Genomic DNA, 19,668 nt, shown 5'->3' with positions numbered 1-19,668 from the left:
ATGCGCTGTTTTACGTTTAATATTTTTTTAATAAAAATTAAATAAAAAATGCATAAAAACACAACACAAAAAGACCCGGTACATTGTACCGAGTCTTTTGAAATCTGCAATAGCAGATCGATTATCTCTTTGAGAACTTTTTCACTGCCTTAAGTGCCTTGTTTTGGACATTTCTAGGGCAAGTTGCTGTTTACCTGCTGCGTACGCTAGAAAGCTCAGGGCTACTGTATGCGGCTGGTGGCAACTTTAATAACTGCGATCAATAATACTCTGATTTTATTTTCTTCTCATTAAATCTTTGTCTGTCTTTTGTAAGATTATCTTCCGAGATAATTCGCATCGAGCCATGCGTTGGGATAACGGTCAAAGCTTTTTCATCATCCAACACGCATCCATGTAAGACCCGTCTGCATATTTCATGTTGTCAGGAAAAATCCCATATTTTTCAAATCCCATTTTTTCATATACAGCAATTGCATTTTTATTCTCGACCATTACTTCCAGTTCAGCCTGTTCATAGCCTACTTCCTTTGCCACATTCAAAACCGTTTGAAGCATAGCCGTTCCTATTCCGCAGCCACAGTATTCTTTATAAAGAGCTATTGCAACATCGCATCTATGCCTATATCTTTTGTATGGTGCAATGCTCATAAGAGAACAATTTCCTATATGCCTCCCATCGATTAAGGCAATAAGCATTAGTTCGCGTTCTGCATCTATTTTTGCTTGCAGGAACTTTTCTTCATTCTCTTTTGTTATCGTGATTTCTTCAGGTTCCCTGATTAGATAAGGAGTTTCTGCGCTTGTTACCTTCAAATACTTGATCAAATCATCGGCATCCTCTGGTCTAGCATTTCTTAGTATGATTGTTCTCCCAAGCTTGTCCTTAATAGATATTTCTCCAAATACCATTTTCTATATCTCCTCACAATTTATACTGCAATACAATTTCTATTATATGCAAATTCTATACCGTTCAAGATTTACATTATCGCACTCCAGGTATTTTGTCTCAATATATTCTCCACCATTAGCCAAAATAGTCTTCTTGCTTGCAATATTCGTTGGCACACAACTAACGTATACTTCCTTAAATCCAAAAGCCGTTAAAAAATCAAGAGACTTTGCAAGCATTCTTTTAGCATATCCTTTTTCCCTTTCTGATGGCCTAACAGAATAGCCAACATGGCCTGTGAAGTCTTTCATACGCTGGGTTAAAACGTTGTGAACCTGCATACAACCTACCATTTTCATATCGGATTTTCTAAATACCATAATGACATTGCCCCAGGCACCATGTTCATCTGCAACTCTGCTCGGATTCGCCCAGCCTATACAATAGTCTACATATTCCTTTGGATCAGGCATTCTTTTCATAGAAAAGCATCCATCAAAACTTGAATCCACATCCAGCATTTCCTGCCTATAAGCTGTGATTTCGTCTGCAAAAAACATTGAAGGTTCTATAAAAAGAAGTTCGTCGTCAGCGGTAGTTTCCTTTCCCAAAGTATATTCAAGAGAAAACTTCTCGCATACAACTCTGGATTCTTCCGTAAATTCAATTCCGTCTTCCTTCGCTTCTTCTTCAAAAAACTCCTTATGCACCTCTCTCCAGTATTTAAGGGATCTATCACCCTCTCCTTCAGAATATGCGTGATAAGGAGGCACTTCATTAAACTTTCTTATGTATACATCGTAGTTTTTTATAACGCATACAGCTTCATTCTTACTATTTAACAAAACGCTGTAATCACCTGCCTTAGGAAGCTCATCAAGAGCATCTTCTGCTTCGTATGCATCATAGAGACTAGCTGTGCCAAACTTCTTTCCCGCAAGGACTAGTCGGAGAAGGTCATCTCCTTCTTCATCTTCGCCAAAGCTCCACGCTTCATAAGGGGTATTTATATCTATTCCTTTTTTGGAGCAATATTCTGTCCATAACTGTTCTGCCTTCATTTTTCCTCCATAAAGAAGCTATCATTGTACATTATTCCGCAATAATCTATTCAGAAATACTTAAATTTTTTCTTTGTAGCAACTGTTTGTAATTATACCTATATCTACCATCCTGTTCAATATTATGTGCATAAAACAAGGGCGTTTTCACGCCCCTGCCTATTGCACTATCAGCTATTCATCTCTCAGGTCTTAGATTATTCCTATTAAGATTTGGACTTTGCTGCTCCTTCCTCTGATCAACTATCGCCTGGCTTTCTCTTAGCTTTTGCAAAATGCTTGTTTTAGCCTTTTCAGCTATCTCAGGCTTCTTGGTCTTGTCCCACCACTCCTTGAATGTTTTGAAGGCTTTTGAGACTATTTTACCCAGTGTAGTCTTGGGATTTTCAAGTGTTGCGTATCTCATGAATTCCTTCTTCATTTCCGAATTCACTACTGAGTCCACATATTGGTCGACTTTGCTTTCTATATCCTGCTTTATTTCTTTAGCTGTATCATCCAAAGCTTCGATCTGTGTCTCTTTCTCCTGGCACTTATCTTCCAGCTTTTCATATTCTTGCTGCTTTAGCCTTAAGTAGAATTCTTTTGAGAAGTCGCTATTCCTTCCTTTTTCCTTTGGCTTTAAGGTTTCATTTCCAAAGATCTCCGGGTGGTCTTTCATCTGATGCTCTACAAAATCGTGCATTAGATCTTGTATTTTTTCTAGTCTCTCCTGATCAAACACTTTTGTTTTTGCCACCTGTTTGCTTAGTCCTCGTTTGTATCCTGTTGCTACCGGAACTCCTACTACGTGCATATGAGGTGAATCCTCATCCAAGTGTGTTACTGCCGAAGCAATTTTGAATTCCGGAACTATCTCTTTTACATATTCAAGCTGTTCCCTCAAGAGTGGCTTCATTGCATTCCACTGTTCTCTCGTCTTATCTGCCCAGAATTCCTTATCTCCTACTTGGAGAATTACTTCTGTAGCCACATCGTTCTTTTTGCTTTCGGATACATACTCCAGATAGTCCGAAATCTGTCTGTCGCTTCTCTTATCTTTGTTGTATTCCGCAAGAGCTTCGGAGAATTCCCTTTCGTAAATTTCTTTTACATCGTCGAGAATATTTACTTCACTCCCGACTTCCACTTCGATCATTTCTTCGTTATACTCTTCACTTTGAAATAATCGAAGATTATGCTTGCTCACCGATACTACATCTCTTGTTTTGGTGAGCGAATGTTTCTTACATGAGATGTGAAATGTTACTGTTATCATAAACAAACTCCTTTCGTAATATTTTTTTGCCGCCGGCAGGCCCCTCGGAGAGCCCCCGGATAATGATGTGTAATGTCATTATCCATAGGGGGTTACCAATAACGACACGTTATGGGGAAGCTCGCTCCGCCCGCCTGTCAAACCATTCATTCCTTGGCTGATTATTACAGGAGTGTGTCACGCTCCCGTTCAATCCATCAAAGGAAATCACCATCTAAAATCCTTGTGCATCCCCACCATATCGAGGTAGTCCTGACGAGCTTTTTCTTTCTCCTCTTCAGTAGGTGCTGTCTTGAACTTTGAATAGATTTCATGCCTTGCTAGTTTTTCCATCTTGTCTTCTAGTTCTTTTTTGATTAGATCAGTGTCTTCATCGAACTCAAAGACCAATAATCTTATCAGCCTTATAAATAATTCTTGTGATATCTGTACGTTTTTCATTTCTTCCTTTCTTCTAGTCCGCAACAATGCAGTGTGTTTTCCTTTTTACAACCTTACAATCTTAAGATTGTATTTTCAGACACCTTGCATTGTTGCGTTCTTGGATATTATTCGTTTTCTTTCAATATCCAGTACCAGGTATTGTTGATCCTCCTGGCTTTTATCCCAAGTTCATTTTTGGCTATCTCCAGAGTTCTTTTTGATATATCCTCTTCTTTAGCCAGTTCTACTATCTCGTTGCTTGGGAGCATGTTATGATCTTCTGACAGTTCCCTTAGAAGTGCTATTGCCCTTTCCTGCTTATTGGCTTTCGGTGCGATTCCTCCGAGGACTTCGTCTGCAGTTATTTCATAATCTCCAATCCACTCAAATCCCGCTTCTGATAATCTGAAGGCCTTGGAATGTCCGAATGCTGCCAGATTGTTCTTTATTTGAACTATTGCTCTTAGTTCCGATTCTCCTTCTATCCTTCCTACCAGCAGGACACTTCTTGCTACTGCGTAGAAGTCTATTGATCCCATTCCTCGATAGGCTGCCTTGTTTCCGGAAGCTTTGTTCATGTGTCCGATAAGGATGATTGCACATTTGTATTTCTCTGCCAGAGCTCCTAATTTCTTAGTCATATCCCTAGCTTCATTCGCTCTGTTCATATCCATTCCACCTCCGAGATATGCCTGTAGAGGATCCAGAATCAAGAGTTTAGCATTGGTCCTTATGATTGCCTGCTCAACTCTTTCATCTACCATTGATAGCGATTTATCACTCTCATCTATCACATGGATCTTTGAACAATCAGCCCCGGCTCCTTCAAGTCTTGGCTTTACTGTATCAGCCAGTCCGTCTTCTGCTGTCTGATATATGATGTTTATAGGTTCTTCACTCTGCAGCCCTGTATCTAACGAAATTCCTTTTGATAACTTTGCTGCTGCATTTAGTACAAAAGTTGTTTTTCCATCTCCGGGATCTCCCTGAATGATGGTAAGCTTTCCATATGGTATAAACGGATACCATAGCCAGGAAACTTCTTCAGCTTCTACATCTGACATCTGGATAAGCTTTAATTCTGGTTTGCTTGTTTCCATTTAGATTCCTCCAATCTTACTTTTTTGTTGAACTTGGCCGGAACCCTTGCTATACTTTATTTAATCGAATTTACAAAAGCTCCGGCTTTTCATTTACTCTCTTGTTACCAGCAAGAGAGTTTTTTCTTTTTAGACTGCTTCTGGACTAAAGTATCCAATCTCTTCCCACACCTTTCTGTCTGGACAATAGTAGTTGTATTCACTGGAATTCTCTTTCTTCATGGCATATCCAAATTTGAATATCCCCTGCTGGATTCCAATTCTTACGAACTGTGCATCCTTGTGCATTGCCTCAGCGACCTCGGTTATAGGAACATTTCTACCGGTAAATCTTGGCAGTTCTACATATAACTTTTTGTCTTCCATACTTTTTCACCTCCCTTCTCTTAAATATACGAATTATCAGTTCGTATTTTGATAATACGTCTTCATAATTCATTTGTCAACAATAAATATGTATTTTCAATTCGTAATACGCTCTTGTAATTCGTGTTACTACGTGTTACAATTCACACAAGGAGGTCAGTACAATGAATAATGGATCTGATATAGGAAATAGAATTAAAGAAGCCAGAAAAGCTCAGCACCTCAGTCAAACTGAACTGGCTAACAGACTAGGTAAAACCATGCGTACAGTACAGAAATATGAAAGCGGTGAAATAGAGCCTTCAATAGGTGTACTGAATGAGATAGCAAATATTCTTAATATCTCTCCTGCTGAACTTATTGGATATCAGAAGAAGAACATCACTTTAGATACTCTCTCAGATGTCCTCTATGTTCTAAACGAATTAAATAAAAAAGCAGGTCTTCACTTCAATATAGACGTAAATCGTCCGCCCAAAACTGAAGAGTGGAGCTGTAGCCTTAAATTCATGGGAAACGATGAAATAGCAGAAAACAACGCAGATCTCTGCCTTTTTCTGGAAAGATACGCAGATGAACGAGAAAGCCTTGAACAAGGCCTATCAAATGAAGATAGATTTAATCACTGGTTTGAAACAGAACTAGCATACTACGCAAATGTAGCATTGCCCAATAAGAAAGGTGATTAAGGGACTATCCCCTTTTTCATAAATTACCTGAGCATCAAAGGAGGTCGATATTATTTGAAATTACCAAACGGATATGGAAGTGTTATGAAAATGTCCGGGAAACGCAGAAAGCCCTATATGGTAAGAGTAACCACCGGATGGACCATTGATCCGGAAAAAGGTACCAAAAAGCAGACGTACAATGTCATAGGATATGCTGAAACCAAGCAGGAAGGCTTGCAAATGCTATCAGATTATCATCAGAATCCATTTGATACAAAAGCAGCCAAAATGACATTCACAGACGTATATAATGCCTGGTCTGAAGCAAAGTATCCTGCCATCTCTAAATCCAACGTACACGGGTATACAGCCTCATATAACGTATGTGGCACCCTTTACAACAAAACTTTTAGAGATATAAGGCTGGCAGAGCTTCAGAATGTCATTGATACCTGCGGAAAGAATTATCCAACACTCCGTAAAATCAAAGTCCTATTCAATCAGCTTTACGATTACGCCCTTAAGAACGATATCTGTAACAAGGACTATTCCGAATTTGTAGATATCCTCAAGTATAAGGACAAAAATCCAAATAAGGTTGAGAGAGATATCTTTTCAAAAGCTGAGATTGACAGGCTATGGGAACTCAAGGATGATCCGTTCTACCAGACAGTACTGATGCTGATTTACAACGGCTGTAGAATATCTGAACTACTGGATTTGGAAAAGAAAAATGTTCATCTTGAAGAACAGTATTTCGATGTGATACTAAGTAAGACTGAAAATGGTATCAGAAAGGTTCCTATAGCAGATAAGGTTCTACCATTCTACAAAGCCTGGTATGAATCCTCTGACTGTAAATACCTTCTTCACACAGATGACAACAAAAAATTCACTTACAGGAACTATAAAGACAGCTACTGGACACCACTAATAGAAAACCTTGGTATGGAGCACAATCCTCATGATACTAGGCACACCTGCATATCAATGCTGGCGGAAGCTCATGTGGATCCTACAATGATCAAGAAAATCGTAGGACACTCCGGAGCGATGTCTCTGACAGAGAAAGTGTACACACACCTTGATATCCAGTCTCTGGTAGAAGCAATTAACAAGCTTCACTAGACTCGAAAAAACCTTGTCAAGTGAACTTGTATGGTTCGTACTAAGCTCGATAGTACCTCGCTAAGTACTCTACTCAAACAAAATCTAAGGCTTGAGAATTTTGCTGTCTACCTGCTGTTTACTCGCTGTTTACGGTACAAAATTTTCTGCGTTTCACCACAACTGAATACAATTATAGATAAAAGAAAAACCCCAGAAACACTGAGTTTCTGAGGTTTGTAAATTCTTTTTGAATCTCGAAAGATTATCTCTTTGAGAACTGAGGAGCGCGACGAGCCTTTTTGAGACCGTACTTCTTTCTCTCCTTCATTCTAGGATCACGTGTAAGGTATCCAGCCTTCTTAAGAGCAGGTCTGTACTCATCAGAATCAGCCTGAAGAAGTGCTCTTGAGATACCATGACGGATAGCACCAGCCTGACCTGTAGTACCGCCACCGCGAACTGTTACGTTAACATCGAACTTATCAAGTGTATCTGTCAGTACAAGGGGCTGACGAACGATAACCTTAAGTGTCTCAAGACCAAGATACTCGTCGATGCTTCTCTTATTGATAGTGATATTGCCCTTACCGGGTGTAAGATAAACTCTGGCGATAGATTTCTTTCTTCTACCTGTGCCATAGAAACTTGCTGATTTAGCCATTTTTCAATTCTCCTTTCAGATTAGAATGTAAGTACTTCGGGTTTCTGAGCTGCATGATCGTGCTCAGGACCAGCGTATACATGAAGCTTTGTGTACATCTGTCTTCCAAGAGAACCCTTAGGAAGCATTCCCTTTACAGCATGCTCGATTACACGCTCAGGATGATTTTCCATCATCTGACGAAGTGTGAACTCCTTGTGGTGTCCAACATAGTCAGTGTGATGCCAATACATCTTCTGATCCATTTTCTTACCTGAAACTTTAATCTTATCTGCATTGATAACGATTACATAATCACCTGTATCAATGTTAGGTGTATAAATCGGCTTATTCTTTCCTCTAAGAACATTTGCTACATTAGAAGCAAGGCGACCGAGAGTCATATCTGTTGCGTCTACAACATACCATTTCTTCTCAACAGAAGAAGCATTAGGCATATATGTGTTCATTCTAATTACCTCCATAACCAGTTAACAGTTGAATATCTGGTGCGATGAACCCTTCACCTGATTCATTCGCTATATATAGATGCACGCTTCGTTACTTACCGGGATAACTTCAGCGATTATCGTCACACAGTCATATATTATATGCTCATTATTTCAATTTTGTCAACCACTAACCTGACCGAAAAATCAGAAATTAAATTAGCAAATTTTACTTTCCAAAGTCAATATTTTCTTAACTTTTAGCATTCTAATCTAATTCTCAAATCATTGAGCCTGCCATATATAAATGTGGTTATCTTATTTGAGTGCATCTCACTTCCCCCGGTGAATTGCATTGATATTAACTAATGATGACTTATTGTGGGTAAAACGGAAATCACCCACAAGAATCCTTCGTTCAAAAGAGTCATAAGGAATCCACCTCAAACGGTACCCCACTTATGACCAGACCTGCAGGAAATTGTATTTTATAAGAAAAAGTCCTTGCGGAGGTGCTGTAGGTCCTGCTGCTGCCCTGTCCCTTGCATCAATTATATCTTTTATATCTGATGGAACCCCTTTTCCACGACCTATATCCATTAGTGTCCCGGCAATTATCCGAACCATATTGTATAAAAAGCCATTGCCGATTATTCTTATTACTACTTCATCCCCATGCCTTGATACATCACAGGATATAATATTTCTGACATGACTAAGTGCCTGGGATCCCGCACTGCAAAAGCTTGAAAAATCATGCTCTCCTACCAAAAACTGTGCTGCCTCATGCATAAGCTTTTCATCAAGGTCATAGCTACAGTGGCAGGTATACAGTCTTTTTGTAGGTATAAGTGTCTTAGTGTTTAAAATCCTGTACTCATAGGTCTTTTCGGATACGCATTTTCTGGGATGAAAATCCAATGGTACTTCTTCGGACTTCATAATCCTTATATCGTCAGGTAGTTTACTGTTTAATGCAGCAGCAAAACTGACTGCCGGTATTGACGATTCTGTTTTAAATACTACGATATTCCCATAAGCATGGACTCCCGCATCTGTTCTGCTGGCTCCAATTATCTCACTGTCTTCTCCCGTAAGATTGTCTATGGCATTTTTAATTGTTCCTTCTATTGTTGCTACATTTTCCTGAAACGCAAATCCATGATAGTTCGCGCCATCATAAGCAACAGTAATCATTATATTTTTCAAAAATGCTCCCTTATGATCAGATATTCATTCATCTAAACATGCACAATACCAATTCTAGCTCTTAACCTGCTAAATTGTCTGTTAACGATTTATCTGTGAATCATCTGAAAATCCTGATGATACAACAGACATTAAAACAGTATACCTATCACAATCATTATTATCAGATATGCCACAATAATCGCATATGCTATGAAATCGTTCTTATGATAGATAAGCGGCTTCATCTTTGTTCTGCCCTCGCCACCACGATAACATCTGGCTTCCATAGCCATAGCCAGATCACTCGCTCTTCTGAACGCAGATATAAAAAGCGGAACAAGTAACGGAATCAGACTTTTTGCCCTCTGAATTACAGAACCACTCTCAAAATCAGCTCCTCTTGCCATCTGAGCCTTCATTATTTTATCGGTTTCTTCCATAAGAATCGGAATAAACCTGAGTGCTATCGACATCATCATTGATATTTCATGAACAGGTACATGAAATACTTTTAACGGATTCATAAGCTTTTCTAATCCGTCTGTAAGCTGATTGGGCGTTGTTGTAAGGGTCATTATTGATGATCCTGTAATCAAAAACACAAGCCTTATGCCCATCATTGCAGCAATCTTTATACCTTCTTTTGTTATTGATAATATCCAGAACTTAACAATCGGCTCACCCGGTGTTAATAATAAATTGAAGGTCATAGTTATCAGTAACAGAAAAAATATGGCCTTCATGCCTTTAAAAATAAATTTAACAGGCACGTTGGATAGCATCACTGTCATTATCAAAAAAGCCGCAGCTATTGCATAACCTATGAAATTATCCACTACAAACAAGGATACAATATAAACAAGTGTAGCTGTTATTTTTACTCTCGGATCCAGTTTATGCAGTACTGACTCCGTTTGATAATATTGTCCCAAGGTTATATCTCTAAGCATTATAATATGTTCCTAATTTTTATATTTAGTAAAATCGAATTTATCTTCTCAGCACTCTCATAATTTCATCCGCTGCTTCTTCAATAGTCGTAGCATCAGTGTTAACCGGGAATCCCTCTTTTTTCAATTCCTCCATAACGTATGTAACCTGCGGTGCTGCAAGTCCAATCGCTTCCAGTTCTTTGTAATGTGAAAATACTTCTTTCGGAGAGCCGTCGTACATTGCCTCTCCTCTATTCATTACTATGATTCTGTCAACATAATTAGCCACATCCTCCATACTATGGGAAACTAATATGACAGTTATCCCCATGTTTTGATGAAGTGATGAAATCAAATCCAATATTTCGTCTCTTCCTTTAGGATCAAGGCCGGCAGTAGGTTCGTCAAGAATCAACACCTCCGGTTTCATAGCCAAAACACCGGCTATAGCGACTCTGCGCTTTTGTCCTCCGGATAGATCAAAAGGTGACTGATAGAAAGACTCATCTGGAAATCCAACCTTTTTTAGTGCATCGTAAGCTCTTAACTCAACTTCCTTCTGAGGCAGCCCTAAATTCTTCGGTCCAAAGCATACATCCTGAAAACAGTTCACCTCAAACAGTTGATGCTCAGGATATTGAAACACTAAACCAACTTTTGCACGTAAGCTTTTTCTATCATATTCAGGATCATTGATATCTTTTCCATCAAAATATACTGAACCGGATGTTGGCTTCATAAGTCCGTTAAGATGTTGTACTAAAGTTGATTTTCCTGAGCCTGTATGCCCTATCAGGCCAATAAATTCTCCATCCGGAATTTGTAAACATACATCCTTTAGTGCTGCTCTGGACATTGCTGTATCCGGATTATATATGTAATTTACATGATCAAGTATTATTGCCATGCTACTCCCATCAAAAAGCATTATCAATAACGTAATGCTTTTATAGCTTCTATTAGTTCTTTCCTATCAAGAATACCATCCGGTAATGGTAATCCTCTCTTTTGTAATTCATGAGCAAGTAATGTAACCTGCGGAACTCCCAACCTTAGCTCTTTGAGCTTATCAACCTGAGAAAAAATCTCCCTCGGTGTTCCCTGCATAGTAATATGACCTTTATCCATTACGAATACTCGGTCAGAATATATTACTTCCTCCATATAATGAGTAATAAGTATGATAGTAATATTTTCCACTTCATTAAGTGCTCTTGCAGCACGTATTACATCCTTCCTACCATTAGGATCCAACATTGCTGTAGGTTCATCAAATATTATGCATTTGGGATGCATCGCTATAACGCCTGCGATAGATACCCTTTGTTTCTGTCCACCTGAAAGATGATTTGGAGAGTTTTTTCTGAATTCATACATTCCTACGGTTTTAAGACTCTCTTCGACCCTTTCCCATATTTCTTCTGTAGGAACTCCCATGTTTTCCGGTCCAAATCCAACATCTTCCTCTACTATCTGTCCTATTATCTGATTATCAGGATTCTGAAATACCATCCCTGCTTCTTGTCGGATATTCCAGATATTAGAACTCTCAACTGTATTCATTCCGTCTACCCACACTGTTCCTTCTGTTGGAAACAATAATGCATTAAAATGCTTGGCTAATGTAGATTTTCCCGAACCATTATGACCAAGAATAGAGATAAATTCTCCATGTTTGACTTCAAGACTCACATCATTAACAGCAGTCTTTATTCCTTCAACATTTCCTTCTTCATCTCTTCTAATATATTCAAATGTCAGTTTCTCCGCTTGGAGCATTTTATCTGAACGCATAGTCCCTCGTTATCGTAAAATAGGTATTTTAAGTACATCTTAACTATTTTATTATATGAATTTATGAAAAACAAGCAAATATATGCTATGATAACTACATGTTTGAAAAATATATTAAACCGATAATAATTCTATTAGCTACAATAATCATATGTTCCATTTTAGCCAGAACTCTTAGTGGCAGTGAAACACTTACTGAATATGCCAATAAGTATCCTGAAATAGCTTATGGTGAAGATAATAATAATTCTTCAGACTGATTTGCATTCTGAACGATTGCAATCCAAAGTGTTTATTTCATGTGAAATCATTACAAAAATATGCAAAAAGAGCGGTCAATTGACCGCTCTTTAATAATTTATTGGCTTTAATTAAACAAGCTCAAGAACAACCATCATAGCTGCATCGCCCTTACGCTGACCAATCTTAACGATTCTTGTGTAACCACCGTTACGGTTAGCATACTTAGGACCATACTCTGTGAAAAGCTTATCAACAAGGTCGATCTGCTTTGTGTTCTTCTTTCTGCCAGCTGCTTCCTTCGGAACCTCTGTTACAGGATAAAGAGTCTTGAGAATCTGTCTTCTAGCGTGCATACGTGAAGGCTTATCCTTCTTGATCTCTTTCTGAACAGTATCATAAACTGTTACCTTCTTACCATCCTTAACTTCCTTAACGCGCTTGCCATCCTTGTCTTTACGAGCAACCTTCGCATCAACTGTTACAGTCTCGTAATTATCCTTTTCCTTAGCTGCAAGTGCGATAATGGGCTCAACGATCTTCTTTACTTCCTTAGCTCTAGCCTCAGTAGTAACAATCTTACCATTGTAGAGAAGCATTGTTGCCTGGTTTCTAAGTAACGCTCTTCTAGGCTTTGTTGCTTTGCCTAATTTTCTGTACATTGCCATAATAATTTACTTCCTTTCTCAATTGCAGAGTTCCCTCTGCACTGGTGCATATCAAAATACTCTTTGGATTTACTTCTGATATGTTGTGTATTAACCTATGAGAATCCGTCTGTGAACACGTTGGAATTACCACCGACGAATACATATTGTAACTTTAGTTCTGGTCTTCACCTGTCCTAAGTGCAAGTCCAAGTTCATCAAGCTTTGCAAGTACTTCTTCAAGTGACTTACGTCCAAGATTACGTACTTTCATCATATCGTCAGGAGTCTTATTTGTAAGTTCCTCAACGGTATTGATTCCAGCTCTCTTGAGACAGTTGAATGAACGAACACTAAGTTCAAGTTCATCAATGCTCATCTCCAGAACCTTAACCTTATCATCATCTGCCTTCTCAACCATAACTTCTGCAGTCTTGGCATTCTCAGATAGATCAATGAAGAGGCTCAGATGCTCACTAAGAACCTTAGCTGCAAGGCTAACAGCCTCATCGGGAGCAAGTGTTCCGTTTGTATGAACATCAAGTGTCAGCTTATCATAGTCAGTAACCTGACCTACACGTGTATTTTCAACACTGACATTTACACGTTCTACAGGTGTATAGATAGAATCAACTGCAATCACACCGATAGGAAGATCTGCAAGCTTGTTCTTATCAGAGCTTACATATCCTCTGCCCTTAGTAATTGTAAGCTCCATGTAGAGCTTTGCATCTTTACCGGACAGTGTTGCAATAACCTGATCGGGATTTGTTATTTCGATATCCTGATCAACCTGAATATCAGCAGCTGTAACAACACCTTCACCTGTAAACTCAATGTATGCTGTCTTAGGCTCGTTTGTTTCAGAATTATTGCGAATTGCAAGATTCTTGATATTCATTATGATCTCAGTTACATCTTCCTTTACGCCGGGAATAGAACTGAACTCATGCAGTACACCTTCGATTTTGACCTGACTTACTGCTGCTCCAGGCAAAGAAGATAGCATAATCCTTCTAAGTGAGTTACCCAGGGTAATACCATAACCTCTCTCGAGAGGCTCTACAACGAATCTGCCGTACTTCTTGTCTTCTGAAATTTCAGCAACTTCAATATTTGGTCTTTCAAAATCAAACACTGACATACCCTCCTTATAGTTATTATTGTAATTACTAAAATACATTCGTCTGCATGTTTGAGACTAATGCATTTTTGAAATACTTCATTTTGGTTCTGAATTATTTCAAATTACTTAGAATACAACTCGACGATCAACATTTCATCAACAGGAACGTCGATTACATCTCTTGAAGGGAATTCTTTAACTGTTCCGCTAAGGTTTTCCTTATTTACATCAAGCCACTCAGGAACGATTCTGCCTGAAGTAATCTCAGCAATATCCTTAAATCTCTGGATATTTCTAGCTGCTTCCTTAACTTCGATTACATCACCAGCTTTGATGAGATATGAAGGAATATTTACAACCTTACCATTTATTGTTATGAACTTGTGAAGAACAATCTGTCTAGCTTCTCTTCTTGTTCTTGCAAAGCCCATACGGAAAACTACGTTATCAAGTCTGCGCTCAAGAAGAACCATAAGGTTTTCACCAGTCTGACCCTTCTGACGATCTGCCTTGTCGTAGTAGTTACGGAAAGGCTTCTCAAGTACGCCATAGATGAACTTAGCCTTCTGCTTCTCACGGAGCTGAAGTCCATACTCGCTCATCTTCTTGTTTGCTCTGCTGTTTGTTCTCTTGGACTTCTTGTCATATCCAAGGAATGTGGGATCCAAATCAAGTGATCTGCATCTTTTAAGTACTGGAACTCTGTTTACTGCCATTATTGGCTCCTTTCTTGTTCAGGAAAATCCTGACTGTTGTTTACAGCACGATAAACCGCACCTTCTTCCAACGAGTTAAAAATTAATAGTATCTATATATTCCAACAGAGCCAAACGTAAAACGCAGGCTCTGATGAAAAAGCAAAATAGGATTATACTCTGCGGCGCTTGGGCGGGCGGCATCCGTTATGAGGTACAGGTGTTACATCCGTAATACTGGTAACAGTAAGACCACTTGCAGCAAGAGCTCTGATAGCAGCTTCTCTTCCTGAACCCGGTCCCTTTACAAAGACATCAACAGTCTTAAGGCCATGAATAAGTGCAGCCTTTGTTGCTGTCTCTGCAGCCATCTGTGCAGCATAAGGAGTAGATTTCCTTGAACCTTTAAAACCAAGACCGCCTGCACTTGCCCAGCTAAGAGCATTACCTGCAGCATCTGTCAATGTAACGATTGTGTTATTGAAAGATGACTGAATGTGTGCCTGTCCGTGTTCAACGTTTTTCTTGACACGCTTCTTTGCTTTAGAAGCACTAGATTTCTGATTTGCCATTTTAAACTAACCTACTTTCTTCCTATGAATAATTCTTAAGTTACTGTATTTAATAAGAGAATTACTTCTTCTTATTAGCGATTGTTCTCTTAGGACCTTTTCTTGTTCTTGCATTAGTCTTTGTTCTTTGACCACGAACAGGAAGTCCTCTTCTGTGACGAATTCCTCTGTAGCATCCAATCTCTGAAAGACGCTTGATATTCATAGCGATTTCTCTTCTAAGATCACCTTCTACATCATAATCATTACCGATTATCTCAGCAATTTTCTTTACTTCATCATCTGTAAGATCACGAACACGTGTGTCGGGATTTACATTTGCAGCAGCAAGTATTTTGTTTGAGCTTGTTCTACCAATACCATAGATATATGTGAGACCAATCTCAACTCGCTTATCTCTAGGTAAGTCTACACCTGCAATACGAGCCATTTTTAAAATTCCTCCATTAAATAAAATTGATGTTTCGCATATAATCAAGCAAAACAATGTTGTTTTCAGGAAATATGAATTTCCTTTATGGTTACTTGTTTGATTGGGGCAATCATCAGCCCAATCGGACAGTACTAAATCCGATCTTTCCAATACACATTGGTATCAAAAAGTAATGTCAAAATGACTCGAATCAGCCCTGTCTCTGTTTGTGCTTAGGGTTTTCGCAAATTACACGAATAACGCCTTTTCTCTTAATAACCTTGCACTTTTCGCACATAGGCTTAACAGAAGACCTAACTTTCATTTGTAACTCCTTTCTGGTATACATGCGTACAAAAGGGCATACTTATACCCCTTTAAAAACGACCGCATTCAATAATAACATATATATTGAAATATTACAACTATAAATATAAATAATTTTTTATTTCATTTATTTTGCCAGAACTAAGTAGTACACCATCATGAAGAGAATCAAACAATTACTTATCTCTCCAAATAATTCTTCCTTTTGATAAATCATAAGGCGATAACTCAAGAGTAACCTTATCACCGGGAAGAATACGAATAAAATTCTGTCTAAGCTTACCACTAATGTGAGCAAGAACTACATGACCATTTTCAAGCTCTACTCTGAACATTGTATTTGGAAGCTTCTCTATTACTTTTCCTTCAATTTCAATTACATCTGCTTTAGACATTTATTTAACCTCATTTCTTTAATTCTTATGGTTCATTTAATGATTGTCAGTATCTCGGGTTCTCCCGAGGGAGTTATCGCTATTGTGTTCTCATAATGAGCTGCCAATGATCCATCAAGTGTAACAACTGTCCACTCATCATCCAGGAATGCAATTTTACGCTTTCCCATAGTTATCATTGGTTCAACACACAGAGTCATTCCGGCTTCAAGCTTTATTCCTCTTTTTAAAAACTGTCTGTAATTCGGAATGTAAGGTTCTTCATGTAACTCCGTCCCTATTCCATGTCCTGTCAATTCTCTGACTATCCCATAGCCATAGGGCTTTATAAAGGCATCTATCGCCTTGGAAATATCATAAAGTCTGTTACCTGCTTTAGCATATTTTATGCCTTCGAAGAAACTTTTTTCGGTAACATCTATGAGCTTTTGTGCCTGTTCGGATATATTGCCAACTCCCCACGTACGCGCAGCATCGGAATGATATCCCTTATATATAAGCCCCGTATCTAAAGAGACAATATCTCCTTCTTTCAAAATAGTATCTTCTTTTGGTATCCCGTGAACAACTTCGTCATTCACAGAAACACATACTGAAGCAGGGTAACCCTCATAATCCTTACAGTTTGGAATTCCGCCTCGTTTCCTGATGGCTTCTTCTCCAATTCGATCAATTTCCAGCGTGGAAATCCCCGGCCTGATCACATCATGCATTTCTTCATGAACCTGTGCAAGCAATTCGCCTGCCTTTCTCATGAGGTTCAATTCTTCTTCTGACTTAATTGTAACCGGCATTACTCATTACCTCATTGGTTAACCGAGAATACCTGTGATCTCATTGAAGACTTCCTGCATATCCTTTGTACCATCAACAGTCTTAAGTATATTTTTCTTAGTATAGTAATCAATAAGAGGCTGTGTCTGCTCATGGTAAACATTAAGACGATTCTTAACTGTCTCAGGCTTATCATCATCTCTCTGTACCAATTCACTACCACATGTATCACAAATACCTTCTGTCTTCGGAGGAATATGTTCAATATGATATGTAGCACCACATTTTAAGCATGCTCTTCTTCCTGACATTCTTCGGATAATATTTTCATCCGGTACATCAACATTTATAGCATAATCAACCTTATCGCCAAGCTTTGTAAGTTCCTTATCAAGAACATCAGCCTGAGGAATTGTACGCGGAAATCCATCAAGAACATATCCGTTCTTGCAATCTTCCTGTGCTACTCTATCTAAAAGTATCTCAACAGTAAGTTCATCCGGAACAAGCTGTCCCTGATCCATATACTCTTTAGCCTTTTTACCGAGCTCAGTTCCATTCTTAATATTTGCTCTAAAAATATCACCTGTAGAAATATGAGGAACCTTATACTTATCAGCTATCATCTTTGCCTGTGTACCTTTACCTGCACCAGGTGCTCCTAACATAATTATTTTCATACCCAGAAACTCTCCTTTATATTAACTAAGTCAAATTACATTTTTTTATAAAATCAATTTTTAATTCTATAGAAAAATATTTCAATATGCACAAGAAGAGGTTAGGGAGTATACCTATAGATATACTCCTAAACCTCTTATGCTTTAATCATCTAAAAAACCTTTATAATTACGTACCAACATCTGTGATTCAATCTGTTTCACCGTTTCAAGAATAACACTTACAACAATGATAAGGCTCGTACCACCGAATGATACGTTTGCTCCGAATACACCATTAAAGAATATTGGAAGTACACCGATTATTGTTAAACCAATAGCTCCAATAAAGATGATGTAATTCAGAATGTTTGTTAAATAATCACTGGTGGGCTTTCCGGGACGAATACCTGGAATAAATCCACCTTGTTTCTTCATATTATCCGCAATTTCTAACGGATTAAATGTGATAGATGTATAGAAATATGCAAAGAAAATAAGCAATAATACATATACAACAAGTCCAATTGAATACTTCAAATTGGAAGTATCACACCAATAGCTTTGATTCAGGTATTTAAGAATCTCGCTCCAAGCTCCTGTTCCCTTATAGCCAACAAGCTGACTAATTATAATCGGGAACTGGAAAAGAGACATCGCAAAGATTATAGGCATAACACCTGCGGTGTTAACCTTAAGCGGAATCTCTGAATGGTTTCCACCATATGTTTTTCTCCCCTGAATCTTTTTTGCATACTGTACCGGTATTCTACGTTCTGCGCCGTTCAGAAGAACAACCATAACTACCATTGCAACAATAACTGCTACAATAATTATTACCGATACTACCCCCCTGGCAATATTTTTGCCTGTAACGAACTGTGTAAACAGGCTACTTAAATCGGAAGGCATTCTTGAGATAATGTTTATTGTAAGAACGATAGAAATACCATTTCCTACTCCATTATCTGTAATACGCTCTCCGATCCACATAAGGAATGCACTGCCGGCGGTAAGAGCTGCAACAATCTCAATTACATACAGAGGAGACTTCTCTATAAGGAAATTACTTCTGTAGAAACCTATTGCCATTGCAACAGACTCGATAAGAGCCAGTGCAACAGTAATATATCTTGTAAGAGCTGCAAGCTTCTTTCTTCCATCTTCTCCATCACGCTGCCATTCCTCGAACTTAGGAATAGCAATCGTGAGAAGCTGTATAATAATGGAAGATGTGATATAAGGTGTTATATTGAGTGCCAAAATTGACATATTCTCAAAAGATCCACCTGTAAATCGATCCATAAAACCAAAGGCATTATTTTCTGATAACTCTGCAAACCATTGCTGGAATACTGTTACGTTCATTCCAGGTACAGGTATTGCTGACCCAAGTCTGATCACTAAAAGCATAGCAAATGTGAACAGTAATTTTAATCTTATATCTTTGATTTTGAATGCATTCTTAATGGTTGTGAACATCAAATCACCTCTGCCGTTCCCCCAAGAGCTTCGATTTTCTCCTTAGCAGATGCACTATATGCATTTACCTTAACCGTAAGCTTTTTGGTAAATTCACCGTTTCCAAGTATCTTTACGCCATCATACTCATGCTTGATGATGCCTTTATCCTTAAGTGCCTGTACATCTACAACACTATCATTTTCAAAGCACTCAAGTGAACTTACATTTATTGCTACGATCTTCTTAGAATTAATGTTCTTAAATCCCCTTTTAGGAAGACGACGGAAAAGAGGCATCTGTCCGCCTTCAAATCCGGGTCTAGGAGCACCTGAACGAGCCTTCTGTCCTTTATGTCCCTTACCTGCAGTCTTGCCATTTCCTGAGCCATGACCGCGGCCTCTTCTGAAATTGTCATTCTGAACAGAACCCTCAGCAGGTCTCAAATTAGATAATTCCATGACTTTCCT

General features: G+C 38.5%; 26 protein-coding genes. 3 read left to right on the top strand and 23 right to left on the bottom strand.

Annotated features, from left to right (window positions below):
- Positions 1–363: 363 nt before the first annotated feature.
- The 6 genes from T501_RS10505 to T501_RS10475 form a co-directional block, all read right to left on the bottom strand.
- Positions 364–912 carry a GNAT family N-acetyltransferase gene (locus tag T501_RS10505; protein WP_044914695.1) on the bottom strand — a complete coding sequence of 183 codons (549 nt, stop codon included), beginning with the start codon at positions 910–912 and terminating at the stop codon, positions 364–366.
- A gap of 42 nt (positions 913–954) precedes the next feature.
- Complete coding sequence (locus T501_RS20800) at positions 955–1,956, bottom strand: GNAT family N-acetyltransferase (protein ID WP_081843114.1); 1,002 nt, start codon at positions 1,954–1,956, stop codon at positions 955–957.
- A 178-nt stretch (positions 1,957–2,134) separates the two neighbouring features.
- A complete protein-coding gene (locus T501_RS10490) occupies positions 2,135–3,214 on the bottom strand; it encodes a plasmid recombination protein (protein ID WP_044914693.1) in 1,080 nt (359 codons plus the stop codon).
- A gap of 207 nt (positions 3,215–3,421) precedes the next feature.
- On the bottom strand, positions 3,422–3,655 hold the full coding sequence (locus tag T501_RS10485) for a hypothetical protein (protein ID WP_027204527.1): 234 nt from the start codon (positions 3,653–3,655) through the stop codon (positions 3,422–3,424).
- A 107-nt stretch (positions 3,656–3,762) separates the two neighbouring features.
- A complete protein-coding gene (locus T501_RS10480) occupies positions 3,763–4,737 on the bottom strand; it encodes an AAA family ATPase (protein WP_027204528.1) in 975 nt (324 codons plus the stop codon).
- Between the two features lie 129 nt (positions 4,738–4,866).
- On the bottom strand, positions 4,867–5,103 hold the full coding sequence (locus tag T501_RS10475) for a hypothetical protein (RefSeq protein WP_013280038.1): 237 nt from the start codon (positions 5,101–5,103) through the stop codon (positions 4,867–4,869).
- 164 nt (positions 5,104–5,267) lie between these two features.
- Here T501_RS10475 and T501_RS10470 point away from each other — a divergent pair, with 164 nt between their 5' ends.
- A complete protein-coding gene (locus tag T501_RS10470) occupies positions 5,268–5,792 on the top strand; it encodes a helix-turn-helix domain-containing protein (protein ID WP_044914690.1) in 525 nt (174 codons plus the stop codon).
- A 54-nt stretch (positions 5,793–5,846) separates the two neighbouring features.
- Positions 5,847–6,902: a tyrosine-type recombinase/integrase gene (locus tag T501_RS10465; protein WP_044914688.1), complete on the top strand. Its 1,056-nt coding sequence runs from the start codon at positions 5,847–5,849 to the stop codon at positions 6,900–6,902.
- 244 nt (positions 6,903–7,146) lie between these two features.
- On the opposite strand, the gene rpsI is transcribed toward T501_RS10465, so the two are convergent.
- The 6 genes from rpsI to T501_RS10435 all read right to left on the bottom strand — a co-directional run bounded on the left by rpsI (position 7,147) and on the right by T501_RS10435 (position 11,890).
- Entirely contained in the window at positions 7,147–7,545 is a 399-nt protein-coding gene (gene rpsI / locus T501_RS10460; protein WP_026512006.1) for a 30S ribosomal protein S9, read from the bottom strand.
- Between the two features lie 20 nt (positions 7,546–7,565).
- The gene (gene rplM / locus T501_RS10455; protein ID WP_026512007.1) at positions 7,566–7,994 is read right to left on the bottom strand and encodes a 50S ribosomal protein L13; all 429 of its coding nucleotides are present in this window, start codon (positions 7,992–7,994) and stop codon (positions 7,566–7,568) included.
- A gap of 438 nt (positions 7,995–8,432) precedes the next feature.
- A complete protein-coding gene (truA, locus tag T501_RS10450) occupies positions 8,433–9,182 on the bottom strand; it encodes a tRNA pseudouridine(38-40) synthase TruA (RefSeq protein ID WP_242845515.1) in 750 nt (249 codons plus the stop codon).
- 131 nt (positions 9,183–9,313) lie between these two features.
- Positions 9,314–10,114, bottom strand: coding sequence for an energy-coupling factor transporter transmembrane component T family protein (locus tag T501_RS10445; RefSeq protein WP_044914687.1), 801 nt, complete (start codon positions 10,112–10,114; stop codon positions 9,314–9,316).
- A 40-nt stretch (positions 10,115–10,154) separates the two neighbouring features.
- Positions 10,155–11,003 carry an energy-coupling factor transporter ATPase gene (locus tag T501_RS10440; RefSeq protein WP_044914686.1) on the bottom strand — a complete coding sequence of 283 codons (849 nt, stop codon included), beginning with the start codon at positions 11,001–11,003 and terminating at the stop codon, positions 10,155–10,157.
- A gap of 23 nt (positions 11,004–11,026) precedes the next feature.
- Entirely contained in the window at positions 11,027–11,890 is an 864-nt protein-coding gene (locus T501_RS10435) for an energy-coupling factor transporter ATPase (RefSeq protein ID WP_044914685.1), read from the bottom strand.
- Positions 11,891–11,988: 98 nt separating this feature from the next.
- On the opposite strand from T501_RS10435, the gene T501_RS22880 reads away from it, so the two are divergent.
- On the top strand, positions 11,989–12,150 hold the full coding sequence (locus T501_RS22880; protein ID WP_155994835.1) for a hypothetical protein: 162 nt from the start codon (positions 11,989–11,991) through the stop codon (positions 12,148–12,150).
- Between the two features lie 111 nt (positions 12,151–12,261).
- On the opposite strand, the gene T501_RS10430 is transcribed toward T501_RS22880, so the two are convergent.
- The 11 genes from T501_RS10430 to rplO form a co-directional block, all read right to left on the bottom strand.
- Positions 12,262–12,798 carry a bL17 family ribosomal protein gene (locus T501_RS10430; protein ID WP_026511469.1) on the bottom strand — a complete coding sequence of 179 codons (537 nt, stop codon included), beginning with the start codon at positions 12,796–12,798 and terminating at the stop codon, positions 12,262–12,264.
- A gap of 154 nt (positions 12,799–12,952) precedes the next feature.
- Positions 12,953–13,915, bottom strand: a complete 963-nt coding sequence (locus T501_RS10425) for a DNA-directed RNA polymerase subunit alpha (RefSeq protein WP_026511468.1) — start codon at positions 13,913–13,915, stop codon at positions 12,953–12,955.
- A 110-nt stretch (positions 13,916–14,025) separates the two neighbouring features.
- Positions 14,026–14,619: a 30S ribosomal protein S4 gene (gene rpsD / locus T501_RS10420; protein WP_026511467.1), complete on the bottom strand. Its 594-nt coding sequence runs from the start codon at positions 14,617–14,619 to the stop codon at positions 14,026–14,028.
- A 152-nt stretch (positions 14,620–14,771) separates the two neighbouring features.
- Positions 14,772–15,170 (bottom strand): 30S ribosomal protein S11, encoded by a 399-nt coding sequence (gene rpsK, locus T501_RS10415; RefSeq protein ID WP_026511466.1) that lies wholly within the window; start codon positions 15,168–15,170, stop codon positions 14,772–14,774.
- Between the two features lie 61 nt (positions 15,171–15,231).
- Entirely contained in the window at positions 15,232–15,600 is a 369-nt protein-coding gene (rpsM, locus tag T501_RS10410) for a 30S ribosomal protein S13 (RefSeq protein ID WP_022761315.1), read from the bottom strand.
- A 193-nt stretch (positions 15,601–15,793) separates the two neighbouring features.
- Positions 15,794–15,907: a 50S ribosomal protein L36 gene (gene rpmJ, locus T501_RS20795; protein ID WP_022754357.1), complete on the bottom strand. Its 114-nt coding sequence runs from the start codon at positions 15,905–15,907 to the stop codon at positions 15,794–15,796.
- A gap of 178 nt (positions 15,908–16,085) precedes the next feature.
- Positions 16,086–16,304, bottom strand: coding sequence for a translation initiation factor IF-1 (infA, locus tag T501_RS10405; protein ID WP_026511465.1), 219 nt, complete (start codon positions 16,302–16,304; stop codon positions 16,086–16,088).
- A gap of 32 nt (positions 16,305–16,336) precedes the next feature.
- A complete protein-coding gene (map, locus tag T501_RS10400) occupies positions 16,337–17,098 on the bottom strand; it encodes a type I methionyl aminopeptidase (RefSeq protein WP_044914683.1) in 762 nt (253 codons plus the stop codon).
- Between the two features lie 18 nt (positions 17,099–17,116).
- Positions 17,117–17,758, bottom strand: coding sequence for an adenylate kinase (locus T501_RS10395; RefSeq protein WP_026511463.1), 642 nt, complete (start codon positions 17,756–17,758; stop codon positions 17,117–17,119).
- 144 nt (positions 17,759–17,902) lie between these two features.
- A complete protein-coding gene (secY, locus tag T501_RS10390) occupies positions 17,903–19,219 on the bottom strand; it encodes a preprotein translocase subunit SecY (protein WP_026511462.1) in 1,317 nt (438 codons plus the stop codon).
- Positions 19,219–19,659, bottom strand: coding sequence for a 50S ribosomal protein L15 (rplO, locus tag T501_RS10385; RefSeq protein ID WP_026511461.1), 441 nt, complete (start codon positions 19,657–19,659; stop codon positions 19,219–19,221). Before rplO ends, secY begins: the two co-directional genes overlap by 1 nt.
- Positions 19,660–19,668: the final 9 nt, after the last annotated feature.

It is taken from the genome of Butyrivibrio sp. WCE2006 (assembly GCF_000701985.1).
Lineage (GTDB): Bacteria > Bacillota > Clostridia > Lachnospirales > Lachnospiraceae > Butyrivibrio.
Note: the sequence above shows the minus strand (reverse complement) of the source record. Positions and strands in the feature narration are given on the sequence as shown.

Excerpts from the sequence above, each read along its gene's own strand:
- rplO (WP_026511461.1), bottom strand. The coding sequence starts at position 19,659 with ATGGAATTATCTAATTTGAGACCTGCTGAGGGTTCTGTTCAGAATGAC.
- T501_RS10505 (WP_044914695.1), bottom strand. The coding sequence starts at position 912 with ATGGTATTTGGAGAAATATCTATTAAGGACAAGCTTGGGAGAACAATC.
- T501_RS10440 (WP_044914686.1), bottom strand. The coding sequence starts at position 11,003 with ATGGCAATAATACTTGATCATGTAAATTACATATATAATCCGGATACA.
- rpsM (WP_022761315.1), bottom strand. The coding sequence starts at position 15,600 with ATGGCTCGTATTGCAGGTGTAGACTTACCTAGAGATAAGCGAGTTGAG.
- rpmJ (WP_022754357.1), bottom strand. The coding sequence starts at position 15,907 with ATGAAAGTTAGGTCTTCTGTTAAGCCTATGTGCGAAAAGTGCAAGGTT.
- T501_RS10480 (WP_027204528.1), bottom strand. The coding sequence starts at position 4,737 with ATGGAAACAAGCAAACCAGAATTAAAGCTTATCCAGATGTCAGATGTA.
- rplM (WP_026512007.1), bottom strand. The coding sequence starts at position 7,994 with ATGAACACATATATGCCTAATGCTTCTTCTGTTGAGAAGAAATGGTAT.
- T501_RS10395 (WP_026511463.1), bottom strand. The coding sequence starts at position 17,758 with ATGAAAATAATTATGTTAGGAGCACCTGGTGCAGGTAAAGGTACACAG.
- T501_RS10485 (WP_027204527.1), bottom strand. The coding sequence starts at position 3,655 with ATGAAAAACGTACAGATATCACAAGAATTATTTATAAGGCTGATAAGA.
- infA (WP_026511465.1), bottom strand. The coding sequence starts at position 16,304 with ATGTCTAAAGCAGATGTAATTGAAATTGAAGGAAAAGTAATAGAGAAG.
- T501_RS10445 (WP_044914687.1), bottom strand. The coding sequence starts at position 10,114 with ATGCTTAGAGATATAACCTTGGGACAATATTATCAAACGGAGTCAGTA.
- T501_RS20800 (WP_081843114.1), bottom strand. The coding sequence starts at position 1,956 with ATGAAGGCAGAACAGTTATGGACAGAATATTGCTCCAAAAAAGGAATA.
- rpsI (WP_026512006.1), bottom strand. The coding sequence starts at position 7,545 with ATGGCTAAATCAGCAAGTTTCTATGGCACAGGTAGAAGAAAGAAATCT.
- T501_RS10430 (WP_026511469.1), bottom strand. The coding sequence starts at position 12,798 with ATGGCAATGTACAGAAAATTAGGCAAAGCAACAAAGCCTAGAAGAGCG.
- rpsD (WP_026511467.1), bottom strand. The coding sequence starts at position 14,619 with ATGGCAGTAAACAGAGTTCCAGTACTTAAAAGATGCAGATCACTTGAT.
- map (WP_044914683.1), bottom strand. The coding sequence starts at position 17,098 with ATGCCGGTTACAATTAAGTCAGAAGAAGAATTGAACCTCATGAGAAAG.
- secY (WP_026511462.1), bottom strand. The coding sequence starts at position 19,219 with ATGTTCACAACCATTAAGAATGCATTCAAAATCAAAGATATAAGATTA.
- T501_RS10475 (WP_013280038.1), bottom strand. The coding sequence starts at position 5,103 with ATGGAAGACAAAAAGTTATATGTAGAACTGCCAAGATTTACCGGTAGA.
- T501_RS10490 (WP_044914693.1), bottom strand. The coding sequence starts at position 3,214 with ATGATAACAGTAACATTTCACATCTCATGTAAGAAACATTCGCTCACC.
- T501_RS10470 (WP_044914690.1), top strand. The coding sequence starts at position 5,268 with ATGAATAATGGATCTGATATAGGAAATAGAATTAAAGAAGCCAGAAAA.
- T501_RS22880 (WP_155994835.1), top strand. The coding sequence starts at position 11,989 with ATGTTTGAAAAATATATTAAACCGATAATAATTCTATTAGCTACAATA.
- T501_RS10435 (WP_044914685.1), bottom strand. The coding sequence starts at position 11,890 with ATGCGTTCAGATAAAATGCTCCAAGCGGAGAAACTGACATTTGAATAT.
- rpsK (WP_026511466.1), bottom strand. The coding sequence starts at position 15,170 with ATGGCAAATCAGAAATCTAGTGCTTCTAAAGCAAAGAAGCGTGTCAAG.